This is a genomic window from Candidatus Omnitrophota bacterium (assembly GCA_028712255.1).
Taxonomy (GTDB): Bacteria; Omnitrophota; Gorgyraeia; order Gygaellales; family Profunditerraquicolaceae; genus UBA6249.
Map to the genome: position 1 here is coordinate 49,774 of JAQTQJ010000005.1, position 13,802 is coordinate 63,575.

The 13,802-nt window shown below is 40.3% G+C and carries 9 protein-coding genes; all 9 read left to right on the forward strand.

Translation table 11 applies throughout. The features are described 5' to 3' along the window. Positions 1 to 67: 67 nt before the first annotated feature. The 9 genes from PHC29_03435 (at position 68) to PHC29_03475 (ending at position 13,759) form a co-directional block, all read left to right on the forward strand. Positions 68 to 916 (forward strand): carbohydrate ABC transporter permease, encoded by an 849-nt coding sequence (locus PHC29_03435; GenBank protein ID MDD5108545.1) that lies wholly within the window; start codon positions 68 to 70, stop codon positions 914 to 916. After that, positions 913 to 3,348 (forward strand): glycoside hydrolase family 2 TIM barrel-domain containing protein, encoded by a 2,436-nt coding sequence (locus PHC29_03440; GenBank protein MDD5108546.1) that lies wholly within the window; start codon positions 913 to 915, stop codon positions 3,346 to 3,348. Before PHC29_03435 ends, PHC29_03440 begins: the two co-directional genes overlap by 4 nt. 108 nt (positions 3,349 to 3,456) lie before the next feature. Next, positions 3,457 to 4,608 carry a hypothetical protein gene (locus PHC29_03445; protein ID MDD5108547.1) on the forward strand — a complete coding sequence of 384 codons (1,152 nt, stop codon included), beginning with the start codon at positions 3,457 to 3,459 and terminating at the stop codon, positions 4,606 to 4,608. Positions 4,609 to 4,730: 122 nt separating this feature from the next. Next, positions 4,731 to 5,963 carry a hypothetical protein gene (locus PHC29_03450; GenBank protein ID MDD5108548.1) on the forward strand — a complete coding sequence of 411 codons (1,233 nt, stop codon included), beginning with the start codon at positions 4,731 to 4,733 and terminating at the stop codon, positions 5,961 to 5,963. 63 nt (positions 5,964 to 6,026) lie between these two features. Then, positions 6,027 to 7,592 (forward strand): hypothetical protein, encoded by a 1,566-nt coding sequence (locus PHC29_03455; GenBank protein MDD5108549.1) that lies wholly within the window; start codon positions 6,027 to 6,029, stop codon positions 7,590 to 7,592. Between the two features lie 220 nt (positions 7,593 to 7,812). Continuing rightward, a complete protein-coding gene (locus PHC29_03460; GenBank protein ID MDD5108550.1) occupies positions 7,813 to 9,045 on the forward strand; it encodes an ROK family protein in 1,233 nt (410 codons plus the stop codon). A gap of 54 nt (positions 9,046 to 9,099) precedes the next feature. Beyond that, on the forward strand, positions 9,100 to 10,254 hold the full coding sequence (locus tag PHC29_03465) for a hypothetical protein (GenBank protein MDD5108551.1): 1,155 nt from the start codon (positions 9,100 to 9,102) through the stop codon (positions 10,252 to 10,254). A gap of 15 nt (positions 10,255 to 10,269) precedes the next feature. Further along, positions 10,270 to 11,295, forward strand: a complete 1,026-nt coding sequence (locus PHC29_03470; GenBank protein MDD5108552.1) for a LacI family DNA-binding transcriptional regulator — start codon at positions 10,270 to 10,272, stop codon at positions 11,293 to 11,295. 139 nt (positions 11,296 to 11,434) lie between these two features. After that, positions 11,435 to 13,759, forward strand: coding sequence for a vitamin B12-dependent ribonucleotide reductase (locus PHC29_03475; protein MDD5108553.1), 2,325 nt, complete (start codon positions 11,435 to 11,437; stop codon positions 13,757 to 13,759). Positions 13,760 to 13,802: the final 43 nt, after the last annotated feature.

A 13,802-nucleotide genomic window follows, 5' to 3' on the forward strand; every position in this document is an offset into this window, starting at 1 on the left:
GTCGCCCTGCCGTTGGAGGGGTTCCTCAGAATGACGGGATTATTAAGAAAGGCCAGTAAGATAAAAATTGAAGAATTCATTTTATTATAAGAGTAAAAAATTTGTTGTAAATACTCTGATTCATATTCTTCTAATCAGCGTAGCGGTAACTTGTTTGTACCCGCTGCTTTGGATGATCGTTTCTAGCCTGAAGACTCAAGATATGATTTTTAAAGATATTTCTTTGATTCCTCATCAGTTTCATTTTGAAAACTATACTCAGGCTTGGAAAGAGGGGGGCTTTGGCGGGAACTTCTTTAATAGTATTGTTTATACAGTATCAGTAGTTTTTGGAATAGTGATTATTTCTTCCATGGCTGCGTATGCTTTCAGCCGCCTGCGTTTTGTGGGAAGCAAATTTCTGTTTATTATGTTTATGGCGGCAATGATGATTCCTATACCGGGAAGTTTTGTTGCTCTCTATGTTTTATTGAACAAATTGCATCTAAGAAATACCCCCATTGGTTATATTTTATGTATGATTAATGTGGGTTTATCTACGAGTATATTTCTACTTAAAACTTTTTTTGACAAGATGCCCAAAGAGTTAGAAGATGCCGCTCGCATCGACGGCTGCTCAAAGATTGGAATCTGGTGGCATGTGGCTTTGCCGCTAGCAAAACCGGTTTTGGCGGTAGTTATTGTGTTTAATGCTCTGGCCGTATGGAATGAATATATTTTAGCCTTGATTATTTTTGATAACCGTAAATTTATGCCTCTTCAGGTGGCCTTACAATCTTTCCAGGGAGAGTTTGTTACCAACTATCCGCTATTAATGGCAGGCCTAACCATTACTGCCCTACCTATAATTTTGGTATACCTATTTATGCAAAAATATATTATTAAAGGTGTTACTCAAGGGGCGGTGGTAGGATGAGTTGTTTAAAATTTGAATTTAATGTGTCATTGCGAGCCCGTTATATTAGTCATTACGAGGAGCGAAGCGACGAAGCAATCTCTAAAAATGGGATTGCTTCGGGCACTTCGTGCCCTCGCAATGACGGAGTTGGTTTTATTCGGCTCCTCGCAATGACAATAGTTGTGTTTTCAATGTGCCAATGTGTAAATGTCTGGGCGCAAGAATCAATTCCTCAGGCGGCCAAACCTTCCTCAGGCGAACTTACTACTCAGGCCTGGATTGCGCATGGTAAAAAAGATATCGAAGCTACAAAAAAATATACTCAAACCTGTATAGATTTATATAAGGAAGAGGCAGATAAGGAGCAGGCTTCATTAACTGCGTTGCCCAAAAATAAAAAAGAGATTGAGGCAGTGCAAGTTTTAAATGACGTAACTACCTGTTATTTTATCCAGGCAGAGAGCCTGATGCGCCAGGAAAAACTTGATGAGGCTAAGAAAATATTCAAGTTAATTATCGATAAATATTCTTACGGCCAGGGCTGGGATCCACGCGGATGGTTCTGGTCAATTAGGCTCGCTGCCGAACAAAGCATCAAAAAAATCGAAACCGGCTCTATCGAAATAGAGCAGAAAAAAAAGGTCAGCCAGCTTCCGACGAAATTGGTTTTGTTTAGTCCGGGCAAAGAAGAATTTGTCGATTATGTAAAATACGGTGAGTTTCAAAATATCGGCGAAAAAGATTATAAGTATGTTGTTACCGATCAGCAGGGCTTAATCGATGCGGTAGGGGAAGGTGTTTATCCTAATAATAGCGCAGTCAGGAAGGATCCGATCTTTAAGCAGGTTATTAAAGATAAGCGTTTAGAAGGTGATGTTTGGGATTTTATCTATTCTCCTGATTTAGAGGCAGCATTTGTCAAATGGACGACCTCCAATGAGCCTGTGGGGGTTAGGTTATTTGGCACCGGCTTGATTTTAGAAAAAGCAGGATTAATTACTCAGGCGATCAAATGTTATTATTCGATAGTCGTGCATTTTCCTGCTAGCTATGGTTGGACTTATTGGCATACTCCTTGGTATGTTGGGCCTGCATCTTTAGCTAAAATAAATTTTCTTCTCAAACGTAATCCGCAGCTAGGTTATAAATTAGAAGGCGCCCAGATTGATATTGTTAATGGTTTTGATAATGATATCTCCAATGATGTTGCCATAACTAATCCTGGGAAATTCGTGAAAGTTGACATGATCCAGGAGGCAGCCAAAGTAAAACCTACAGCTGAATCTGTGGGGATCAAACAGGAAGTTGGCACAGGTAAGGTGCGTTTAGTGCAATATAAAAATGATGACTGGCAGCTTTTGGTTGATGATAAGCCCTATATTATCAAAGGAATTACTTATGCCCCTACCAAGGTTGGGCAGTCTCCGGATGACGGGACTCTCCAGAATTGGATGGAGGAAGACTTAAATAAAAACGGTAAAACCGATGGCCCTTATGATGCCTTTGTAGATAAAAATAGAAATAACAGCGATGATACTGATGAGCCAGCTGTCGGTGATTTTAAATTGATGCAGGATATGGGGGTTAATACTATCAGGCTTTACCACCATCCTTTAAAGATTAATAAAGAGTTAATGCGCGATATGTATAATACTTATGGTATGCGCGTAATTATGGGTGATTTTTTAGGTAAATACGCCATTGGTAGCGGCGCTGCCTGGAATCCTGGAACCGACTATAATAACGAAGAACATAAAAAGAAAATGGTTGAGTCAGTTAAGGCGATGGTCAATGAATTTAAAGATGAACCCTATATTCTATTCTGGCTCTTGGGTAATGAAAATGTTTATGGTTATGCTTGTAATGCCAATGAATATCCGGAAGTTTATTTTAAATTTGCCAATGAAGTGGCTAAGATAATTAAGTCAATTGATCCGAATCATCCGGTAGCTATATGCAGTGGAGACATCCTATTTTTAGATAAATTTGGTAAGAATACCCCAGACATAGATATTTTTGGGACCAATGCTTACCGCGGGGATTATGGTTTTGGCGCTTTCTGGAGACAGGTTAAGGAGCAGTCGGGTAAACCAGCTTTTATTACGGAGTTTGGCTGTCCTGCATATGCTGAGGGAAAGAGTGTTGATGAGGCTGAGGAGTTTCAGGCGCAATACCACTTGGGTTCCTGGGAAGACATCCAGAATAATATGGCATTTGCAGGAGGGCAGGGTAATGCATTAGGTGGAGTGGTTTTTGAATGGCTGGATGAATGGTGGAAGGCGTATGAACCGGCGATTCATGATACAAAAGGTCTATGGGCTGGGCCATTTCCCGATGGATATATGCATGAAGAATGGCTGGGCGTGGCTGGCCAGGGGGATGGTTCACAGAGCCCATTTTTAAGGCAGTTGCGAAAAGTATATTATATGTATCAGAAGAAATGGAAATAAATAATAGAAGACAAGGGTGTCATTGCGAGGAGCCGAAGGCGACGAAGCAATCCAAATCGAGATTGCTTCGCCCTGCGGGCTCGCAATGACGAAATGATGGAGGTGGGTATGAGGAAGTTGTTAGTGGTGTTATTGGCTTTATTTCTTTTAGCTCCGGTAATGGCCGCAGCTGAAGAAAAAGCCGCAATGTCCCCTAAGGAATTTGTGGTTTTCTTGGATAAGAATGGCAAGGATAATCATTATATTCCTAGCGGTTGGATGGGTGATTATGGCGATATTAAAATGAATGACCAGGCAGCGGATAATCCGCATAGCGGCACAAGCAGCATTCAGTTTATTTATAGCGCTAAGAAATCACAGAATCAAGGTTGGGCTGGAGTTTACTGGCAGAATCCCTCGAACAATTGGGGAAATAAAAAAGGCGGTTTTGATCTAACCGGCATGACTAAACTTACTTTCTGGGCGCGCGGCGCAAAGGGAGGAGAGATAATTCAAAAGGTAATGGTCGGCGGGATCAAAGGTACATATCCTGATACCGTGATGGTTGAGGATGGCCCTATTGAATTGACCAATGAATGGAAACAGTTTACGGTTAACTTAGTAGGCAAAGACCTTTCTTATGTTAACGGAGCTTTTGGTTGGACGACGACTGCGGATTTAAATCCGGAGGGCGCCACATTCTATATCGATGACATAAAGTTTGAGTCTGATGCAACTTTAAAACCTGAAGGTAAAAAGCAGCAGGCGATGCCATTTTATATTTATGCCGATCGATCAAGCGCAGCCAATCATTTTATTCCTAGTGGCTGGATGGGTGATTACGGCGACATAAAATATGATGGAGCCTCAAAAGAGGATGCGTATTTAGGGGATACTTGCGTTAAAATAATCTATAGTGGTAAGGCTACCCAAGGGGCGCGCTGGGCAGGAATTTTCTGGCAGAATCCGGCGAACAACTGGGGCAGTGTGGATGCGGGTATTGATCTTTCCAAAGCAACCAAGCTTACTTTCTGGGCGCGCGGCGCAAAAGGCGGTGAGCGCATCGAAGAGTTTAAGGTTGGCGGCATTATGGGAGAGTTTTCAGATTCAGATAGCGCAACCATCGGGCCAGTTCTCTTGAACAAAGAGTGGACTCAATACACTATTGATTTGAAAGGCAAAGATATGTCATATATTATCGGAGGTTTTGCCTGGTCAGCCAATGTGGATAATAACCCGGAAGGCGCAACATTCTATCTGGATGAGATTAAGTTTGAATAAAATAACATTTTGAGTTTAGTTCTGTGTCATTGCGAAGAGCCAAGCGACGAAGCAATCTTTTATTAGATTGCTTCGTCCGCCTTCGGCGGACTCGCAATGACACAAGCATATTTAAAAAATCAGTGAAAAAATATTATTTTCTCGTCTTTGCGCTAATTTTTACGGTTATCACCAGTATTTCCTGCGCCCCTTCTCCCAAGGTTTTTATTAAACAACTCAAAAACCAGCATTATCAACTTATCGTTAACGGTCGCCCGTATGTTGTCAAAGGGGTTTGTTATAACCCAATCCCGATAGGCCAGAATCATGAATATGATTGGTGGAGTGATCCGAATAAGCCCTGGATTGTTGACGGGAAACTTATGAAGGATATGGGGGTTAATACTATTCGTCTTTATCAAGCGCATGATAATCCTGAGGAGGTAAAACAAGTAATTCGAGACCTGTATAATTTGTATGGAATCCGTACTCTTTTAGGTGATTGGTTGGGCTTCTGGGAGTATCCCTGCCCTTTTTATGGTGACAAAAAATTTCAGGATAAGGTAAAGGCCCAGGTATTGGAGATGGTTAATCTCTATAAAGATGAACCCGGAATTTTAGGCTGGATTTTGGGAAATGAGAATAATTATTCCTGCCTTGGACATGTAAATCCCTGGTCAAGCCCAGAGGTTGATCAAGAACCTGATCCACAGAAACAAAAATTGATGCGTGCAAAAATTTATTATTCTTTTGTAAATGATTTATCTAAGGAAATACATAAGGTTGACCTAAAGCATCCTGTAGGATTGGGTAATGGCGAATTAGTAGGTTTAGATTCTGCCAATAAATTTTGTCAGGATGTTGATTTTGTAGCCTGTATAATTTACCGTGGTAAAACCTTCGGCAACCTTTTTAATTCCCTCAAAGCAACATTTGATAAGCCGATGCTGTTAGCAGAATTTGGCGCGGATTGTTATGATGCTTATCTTAAGAAGGAAGATCAAAATATGCAGGCGTTTTTCTTGCAATCACAGTGGGAGCAGATTTACAAAAACTTAGCCAATAAAAAAGAAGGCGTAGGTAATTGTATAGGCGGAACAATTTTTGAATGGGTGGATGAATGGTGGAAATATGCTTCTGATAATCCGCAAGGATGGAAAGTTCATAATACCGAGAGCGGTTGGTCTAATGGAAGCTATTATTTTGATATCCGCGCACAAAATAATATGAATATGAATGAAGAATGGTTTGGTATTGTTGCATTAGGAGAGCAGTTGGAAAACGGTTTAAATAAGCGCATACCGCGTAAGGCTTATTATGTAATTAGGGAGTTTTGGAAGAATCCGGTAGTTAAAAAAACGCGTAAGAAGAAATAAAACAAAGGGGACGGTTCTCTTAAAAAAGAGAACCGTCCCCTTTATTTTTAAGACGGAGGCCGTATGACAGTTTTCTTAAAATACTTATTGACAATTTTTTTAAGTTTATTTTTATGCCTGCCTTCACTTTACTCTGTTGAGCAGACAAGCTGTTCTTCTATTGAAGAATCCAAGATAAAATATTTGGCAGTCAATCAGTATAATGAATTTATTGACTTCCTCAGCAATTTTAAAGAGAAAGATTTAGTTAACCAGCTTTGTCTTAATTATTATAAAGCGCAAGCGCGTTACCTGCAACTTAAGTATTTAGAAGAAAAGCAATCCTGGGATGATTATTTTACTAATGGCAACAGCTATCGCCAGCAGTTAGAGCAGAGCGCCCAGAAAGTTATCAGCCAGGCTCAAACCGATAATCCCTTAAGGCTAAAAGCCAGGCTTTTACTTTGGCAATACCATCACGGCCAGCAGGATGTTCTTGCTCAGGCTGCCTTAGATGACCTGCTTACAGACGTTGGCGCTTATGCTAAAGATGAAAGAAATCCGGGGTTAATTAAAAATATTGCCGATACTCTTTTGGCTGGCGAAGAAAAGTCAAAGGCCCGCCAAATCTATAAACTTTATGTCGACCAGCTTATCGCAGGCGAGATTACTGATGCGCAGCTCAAAAGCATAGCAGGCGCTTCCTATAAGGAAGGCAATGTAGAATTAGCCGAGGTTCTTTATAATATTTATATAAATATTTGTATAGAAAAGATTTCAAAAACTCTTGAACCGGAAAAATTTATCCAGGAGTTATTTGAAGTTGCCAGCCTTTTCGTCTATAAGCCGCAAGGTTTATATGATATGGCTTATGCTGAAGAAATCTATTCCAAGATAGAAGGGTTAGGCAAAGCAGATGTTTTTAACCAGACGACAATCTACTTGCGCGCATTTAACTTAGAGAAACTAAGAGATTATAAGGGGGCAATAAAACTTTATCTGCAGTTGATCCAGCTTTATCCCGACAGTAAAATTTTTGACGAGGCCAATTATAAAATTGCTATGATTAATGCGTATGTATTCTCTAATATAAAAGAAGCAAAAAAATACTTTAATATACTTGCGGCAAAACAAGAGTTTAGTCCCCATGTTATTTCCAGTTTATACCAGTTAGGGTTGTTGGCGCAATGGGAAGGGGATTTAGTCAAAGCCAAAGAGTATTATGAGCTATTGTTGAAGAATGCTGTAGATCAATACCCTTCAGTTGTTGACCGGGCTAAGGAAAGGCTCAAGGAAATCCAGGAAAATAAACAGCTCGACTACAATTTAAAAACATTTTTAGACCTTTGTTTTAAAAATGAAAATTCTCTCAGTGAAATGGGCAAAGCAGAATTGAAATCTTCAAGTTATGTATTAAAAAAAGGAGAGCCGGTTACAGTTTTCTCTTCTGTTAATATGCCTCAGAGTGGCTGCAACCAGGTCCAATTGCAGTATCTCTGGAGCGGTGATATAGGTGATGTTATTTCCCCGGTAAACAATGATAGTCTTCAATGTAACTATTCCGATCCCGGGACAAAAGCAATAAATATGGTTACGATTTCACCTTCAGGGACTATAGACCGTTCTTTTACCATGGTGGATGTCTATTAACCTGGATTCCGCTGAAAACTAGGGACCGTTTCTATTTTTTTTAAAAAAAATAGAAACGGTCCCTTTCCTTTTTTTGTTTTAAAAACAAACAAAAAATAGAACCGCCCCCTTAGATTTAAACATTCACTTTTCTTGAAATCGCTTGACTTAAGAGTTTTTTAGTAGTACAGTAAAATTAATATTTTATTTAACTTTTTAGAAAGCTAAGTAATTTTATATTATGCAATTATTAGATTTACAAAAAGAAGATTTTAGCGAAAAAGAAAAACGTAATATTGAAATGCTGGGCATACTTAGAAAGCACGGGCCCATAAGCCGTCCTGATATTTCGCAAGAAATGGGCATAAATATCGTAAGTATCTCTAATTACATCGATAATTTTATCAAAGATAATCTTGTTTATGAAAAGGAGCTCGATGTATCTGAAGGCGGCAGGCGGCCGGTATTGTTAGATTTAAATCCCCGCGCAGGTTACGCAATAGGGGTGGGGTTAAATTTAATGAATATGGTCGGACTTCTTGTGGATTTAAAAGGCAACATTATTACTAAGACCCAAATTGCCCGTCCGCAACCTTCAGTCAGAGAAGTATCTGAGTGCCTTTTAGAAATTGTGCGTGAGATTTTAAGGCGCTCTAAAGGGTATGTTGAAAATATAAAAGGTATTGGCATCGGTGTGGCCGGATTAATCAATAAGAGAGATGGCTCTATCCACTGGCCTCAAAAAATGGATCATTATTATACCTATGCTTCAGTAGATCTTCCTTTGAAGGGATTAATTGAAAGAGAATTTAACCTACCAACCTTAATTGAAAATGACGCAACCAGCGCCTGTTTTGGCGAAAATTGGCTGAATCTCGGGAAAACTTACAAAAATATTATTTATATGTTTTCTGGAGTTGGCTGCGGTATTATGATTAATGGAGAACTTTATCGCGGCGCCCAAGGATATGCTGGAGAGGTTTCTGTATATAATTATAAAGAACAGGATCTCTTTAGCTGTGTAAGTGGGGCTCCCTGTTTTGTTAAGCGTTGGGATATGGACTTAGGGATAGTTGATGAGGTGAAGGATATCTTACTGAAAGATAAATCAAAAGCTTTAGAGTTTTCTAAAACTACATCAACCAATATAGAGAATCTGGATTTTAAAAGTATTTTTACCGCTAGTCGGCTAAAGAACCAGGTAGCATCGACGGCACTAGAAGGTGCAGCTAAAAGATTGGGAATTAAAATTGCTTATTTAGTAAATCTACTTAATCCTCAGGTAGTGATTATTGGCGGAGGTTTTGAGGAGGCAGGTGAAGAGTTTTTAAGCAAGGTAAGAAGTACGGTTATGGATTGGGCTTTTCGAGAAGTAGCAAATGATTTAAAAATAATTTACTCCAAATTAAGAGAGAATGCCGTGGCAATGGGGGCGGCAAGTTTGGTTTTAGAAAGAGTATTCGCCCAATTATAAGCCGCAAGGCGGATGGTTTGGCTTCTACTAGCCAAAGCTATAACAGGGGGGATTATGGAACAAAAAACAAAATTTATCATTATCGGCCTGATAGGTTTTTCAGTAATATGCCTTTTTCTTTTTGTACAGGTAAATAGTAAGCAGCAGGTATTGGTCAGGGAAAATGCTGATTTAAAGACTGAAAACACTAGCATGCTTAGCAAAGTCAGCCAGCTTGAGAATGATTTAAGGGCTAACCAAGGTAAGATTGAGTCTCTTAAGGCTGAAAGAGATAAAGGTGTTGATGCGCTTAGCGACCTACAAAAAAAGTATGATACGGCCACTAAGGACAGAGATGAATTGATTGAGAAACTAAAAAGACAAAGCCAACGTCAGCAAGAAATGGTTGTTACTCAAGCGCCAGCGGTTTCAGCTCCGGAAAATAATGATGCATATTGGGGCCAGATACTTAAAGCAAAAACAGATTTGGAGATGCAGCTAGCTAGTATAAGAGTGGATTTAAGGAATCTGCAGATTAGTAACGAGGCGTTGCAGAGGCAAAAGGCCGTTTTAGAGATGGATGTCAATAGCCTGCATAATGAAAAGAAGGATCTTTTAAGGCAGCTTGATTATAATCAGAAGCTCCTTGATAGTATATCTCAAGAGGTAGTACGGGAAAAGAATGATAAGACAGGAATCCAGGATACCCTTAAAATACTTAGGGCCGAAAATGAGGCTTTTAGCCGGCAGTTAAAGAGTTTAACCAGCCGTAAAATAGCTTTGGATCAGAAGGTTCAGGGCCTTCAGGATAGTAAAGCTACGGTGGAGAAACGTTTGAGTGAAATGGATACAATGCTTACCGATAAGATATCTCAGATTGATTCTCTTAAAAGTGAATTGGACGCGGTAAAAAGCGGCAAGCCTGCGGTTTTAGAGAGAGAAAAGGAATCCGTTGAATTGCCGGCAATAGTGGTAAAGTCTTCATCTTCTCCCGGAAAGGCACAAGCTCCGGCATCCAGCGGTAAAATCCTGGCAATAAATGCGGATAATAATTTTGTGGTTGTAGATTTGGGTTCTTCAAGCGGGGTTAAGGTTGGAGATATGTTTAATGTTTACCGCGCAGGTAAACAAATAGGAGCGCTTGTAGTGATTCAGACAAGGGATAGTATTTCTGCTTGTGATATAAAAAGGATTAATGTACCTTTAAGAATTGGTGATAATATTAAATAGTTTGTCTTTATACAAATGACTCGTACCAAAAAAGTTCCTTCCAAAAATGTTTCTATCGTAGATGTTGCTCGTTCCAGCGGAGTATCCATAACTACCGTTTCCCGGGTTATCAATAAAATCGGAACCGTTAAAGAAGCTAATCGCATAAAAGTGATGAATGCGGTCCGTGAATTAAAATTCCAGCCGTCTATTTTCGCGCAACGCCTGGCAACTGGCAGGAGCAATGTTGTGGCCTTGGTTATTCCCCGTTATGAAGGAGTATTCTATTCTTTTTATGCCTTGGAGCTTATCCGTGGGGTAGGCACAATGTGTGAAGCTTTAAAATTAGATTTACTTTTACATTTAACTGATTCACGCACTCCGCTAGCTTTACGCGGGGTAGGCGGAATAATTTTTTCTGATATTATCGGTAATCGCGCTCAGTTAGAAGAGGCTCTAGCCAAGGGTATTCCTAGCGTTGTGATTAATTATTATGTGGATGATCTGAATGTTTCTTGTATTGCCATTGATAATGCTGGAGGGGCAGAGAGCGCGGTTAATTATTTGATTGAACTGGGACATAAAAAGATAGCGCATATTACCGGAGATATAATGACTCAGGCAGCGGCAAAACGCTTGGAGGGTTATAAGCGTGCGCTAGAAAAAAATAATATTAAGGTGCGGGAAGATTATATATTTCAAACTGATTATTCCCGCGGAGCAGCAAGAGGCGCGGCTGAGAAGTTGATTAAAGCGGCCGACCCGGCAACTGCTGTATTTGTCGCCTCTGATGCTATGGCGCTGGAGGTAATGGCAGTAGCTCGCGAATTAGGAAAAAAGATTCCGGATGATTTATCGATTGTCGGTTTTGATGATAATCCTTCCGGGCTCTATGGCCCGGTTGGGCTTACTACTGTTCGCCAGCCCTTAATCCGCATGGCTGAAGAAAGCGTTAAAGAATTAAACCGTCTGATTGCTGTAAATAAAAATTCTCCAAAAAAAATTCTGCTTCCTGCAGAATTAGTTATTCGAGAGTCCTGCAAATCTCTTGTCGGCAGATAAACTTTTTCTACAATCAGTAGTATATTATGATAAATGGTTATACCATATATTGTAAAATTTTTTGTTGACAATAGATATCACTTTTGTTATATTGCTTAAGTAATTTATCACTAATCTTCCTAATTATTCGAGGTGAAAAATGGATTTAAAATTATCCCCCAATGCCGTCAAGGTTCTTGAGCGCAGGTATTTACGCAAGGACCAGGGGGGCTCGCTCATCGAGACCCCGGAGCAGTTGTTCGTTCGTGTAGCAGGCGCTATTGCTATTGCGGACAAACTTTACGGGGCAGGAGAGCAGGAGCTAAAGCTTCTTACGGATTCATTTTTTAAGATGATGGTTAATTTAGAATTTTTGCCGAATTCTCCCTGTTTAATGAACGCGGGAAAAGAATTAGGGCAACTCTCAGCTTGTTTTACCCTTCCCATTGAAGATTCAATGGAGTCGATTTTTGAGACCTTGAAGGTCACTAGCCTTATTCATAAATCCGGCGGCGGCACAGGTTTTAATTTTTCTCGCCTGCGCCCTAAAAATGCCGTAGTTAAAACTACAGGTGGCGTAGCAAGCGGGCCGATTTCATTTATGCGTGTATATGATGCGGCAACTGAGGCGGTCAAACAAGGGGGAACCCGACGCGGGGCAAATATGGGGATCTTGCGCGTCGACCATCCGGATATTATGGAGTTTATTACTTGCAAGGAGAATAATAATCATATTACTAACTTTAATATTTCCGTTGCCATTACTGATGAGTTTATGCGTAGGCTTGCTCGCGGCGAAGATTATGATTTGATTGATCCGCACACGCATAAGCCGGTGCAGAAAATCAATAGTAAGGATGTATTTAATCTAATCGTAAAACAGGCGCACAAAAATGGCGAGCCCGGAATTATTTTCATTGACCGTATTAATCAATATAATCCTACTCCAAAATTAGGGGAAATTGAAAGTACTAATCCTTGTGGCGAACAACCGCTTTTGCCTTATGAAAGTTGCGATTTGGGTTCGATAAATTTAGACCAGATGTTTAAGAAGGTTGGTACGCGTTGTGAAATTAATTGGGACAGGTTAAAAGAGGTTACATCTTTAGCCGTACATTTTCTGGATAATTTAATTGATGTAAATAAATTTCCTCTTCCGGAAATTGAGCAGGCTACCAAGGCTACCCGTAAAATCGGCTTAGGGGTTATGGGTTGGGCGAGTTTATTGATTCGCCTGAATATTCCTTATAATAGCGAAGAGGCTGTGAATTTGGCTGAAAAAGTAATGTCATTTATTTTAGATGAAGCAAATAAAAAATCCTTGGAGTTAGGGAAAAAGAAGGGTGTATTTCCTGCTTTTAAAGAAAGTATTTATGATAGAAAAGACGGTTCGACCAGAATGCGCAATGCTACGCTGACTACCATTGCTCCTACCGGAACCATTAGTATCATTGGCGGGCCATGTTCATCGGGAATCGAGCCTTTGTTTGCGTTATCATATTATCGCAAAGTTATGGATAATGATAAATTAGTGGAAGTAGAGCCACTATTTGAACAGGTTGCCCATCAGAGGGGATTCTATAGTTTGAAGCTTATGGAGAAGGTTGCTGAGAGCGCGTCCATAAAAGATATTAAAGAGATTCCTGAAGATGTGCGCAGAGTTTTTGTAACTAGCCATGATATTGCTCCGGAGTGGCATGTGCGTATGCAGGCAGCTTTTCAGAAATATGTGCATAATGCCACAAGCAAAACAATTAATTTTCCGCATGAAGCAACTATTGAGGAAGTACGAAAATCTTATATTATGGCATTTGATTTAGGCTGTAAAGGCATAACTATTTATCGTGACAGGAGCCGTGAAGAGCAGGTATTAAATGTTGGTAAGCCTAAAGAGAAGCAAGAAGAACAGGCAAAACACCTTGGCCTATCGGAAGGCCAAGTGTTCGCTCGTGCGAAAGAGATTGCCCCCCGTCCGCGTCCGGAAGTAATTATCGGTACGACTACTAAGGTTTCGACCGGTTGTGGCAATCTTTACGTAACTATAAATATCGATGAAGACGGTAAACCGTTTGAGTTATTTACCCAGATGGGTAAAGCCGGAGGCTGCGCAGCCAGCCAGCTGGAAGCAACCGGACGCCTAGTTTCTTTGGCATTTCGCGCCAACATTGAAGTAAAATCTATTATTGAGCAATTGCGTAATATTCGCTGTCCATCTCCTTCCTGGGAAAAAGGGCAGAGAATATTTTCTTGCGCTGATGCTATTGCCCGGGTTATCGAGCGGCGCCTTATAAATACGCAGCCAGCTGTTATTGTATCATCAGAATCGGTGACTATTCCTATGAAGCATTCACATGATGACCAGCTACAGTCATCGGATTTAGATGAGCAGGTAAATATCGTCGGCATGTGTCCTGATTGTGGAGGTGCTTTGCGTCACGAGGAAGGCTGTGTTAAGTGCCACGGCTGCGGTTATTCTAAGTGCTAAAATCTAGGGGACGGTTCTATTTTTCTGCCGTCTAGTTGAGTAG

Excerpts from the sequence above, each read along its gene's own strand:
- PHC29_03440 (MDD5108546.1), top strand. The coding sequence starts at position 913 with ATGAGTTGTTTAAAATTTGAATTTAATGTGTCATTGCGAGCCCGTTAT.
- PHC29_03445 (MDD5108547.1), top strand. The coding sequence starts at position 3,457 with ATGAGGAAGTTGTTAGTGGTGTTATTGGCTTTATTTCTTTTAGCTCCG.
- PHC29_03455 (MDD5108549.1), top strand. The coding sequence starts at position 6,027 with ATGACAGTTTTCTTAAAATACTTATTGACAATTTTTTTAAGTTTATTT.
- PHC29_03460 (MDD5108550.1), top strand. The coding sequence starts at position 7,813 with ATGCAATTATTAGATTTACAAAAAGAAGATTTTAGCGAAAAAGAAAAA.
- PHC29_03465 (MDD5108551.1), top strand. The coding sequence starts at position 9,100 with ATGGAACAAAAAACAAAATTTATCATTATCGGCCTGATAGGTTTTTCA.
- PHC29_03470 (MDD5108552.1), top strand. The coding sequence starts at position 10,270 with ATGACTCGTACCAAAAAAGTTCCTTCCAAAAATGTTTCTATCGTAGAT.
- PHC29_03475 (MDD5108553.1), top strand. The coding sequence starts at position 11,435 with ATGGATTTAAAATTATCCCCCAATGCCGTCAAGGTTCTTGAGCGCAGG.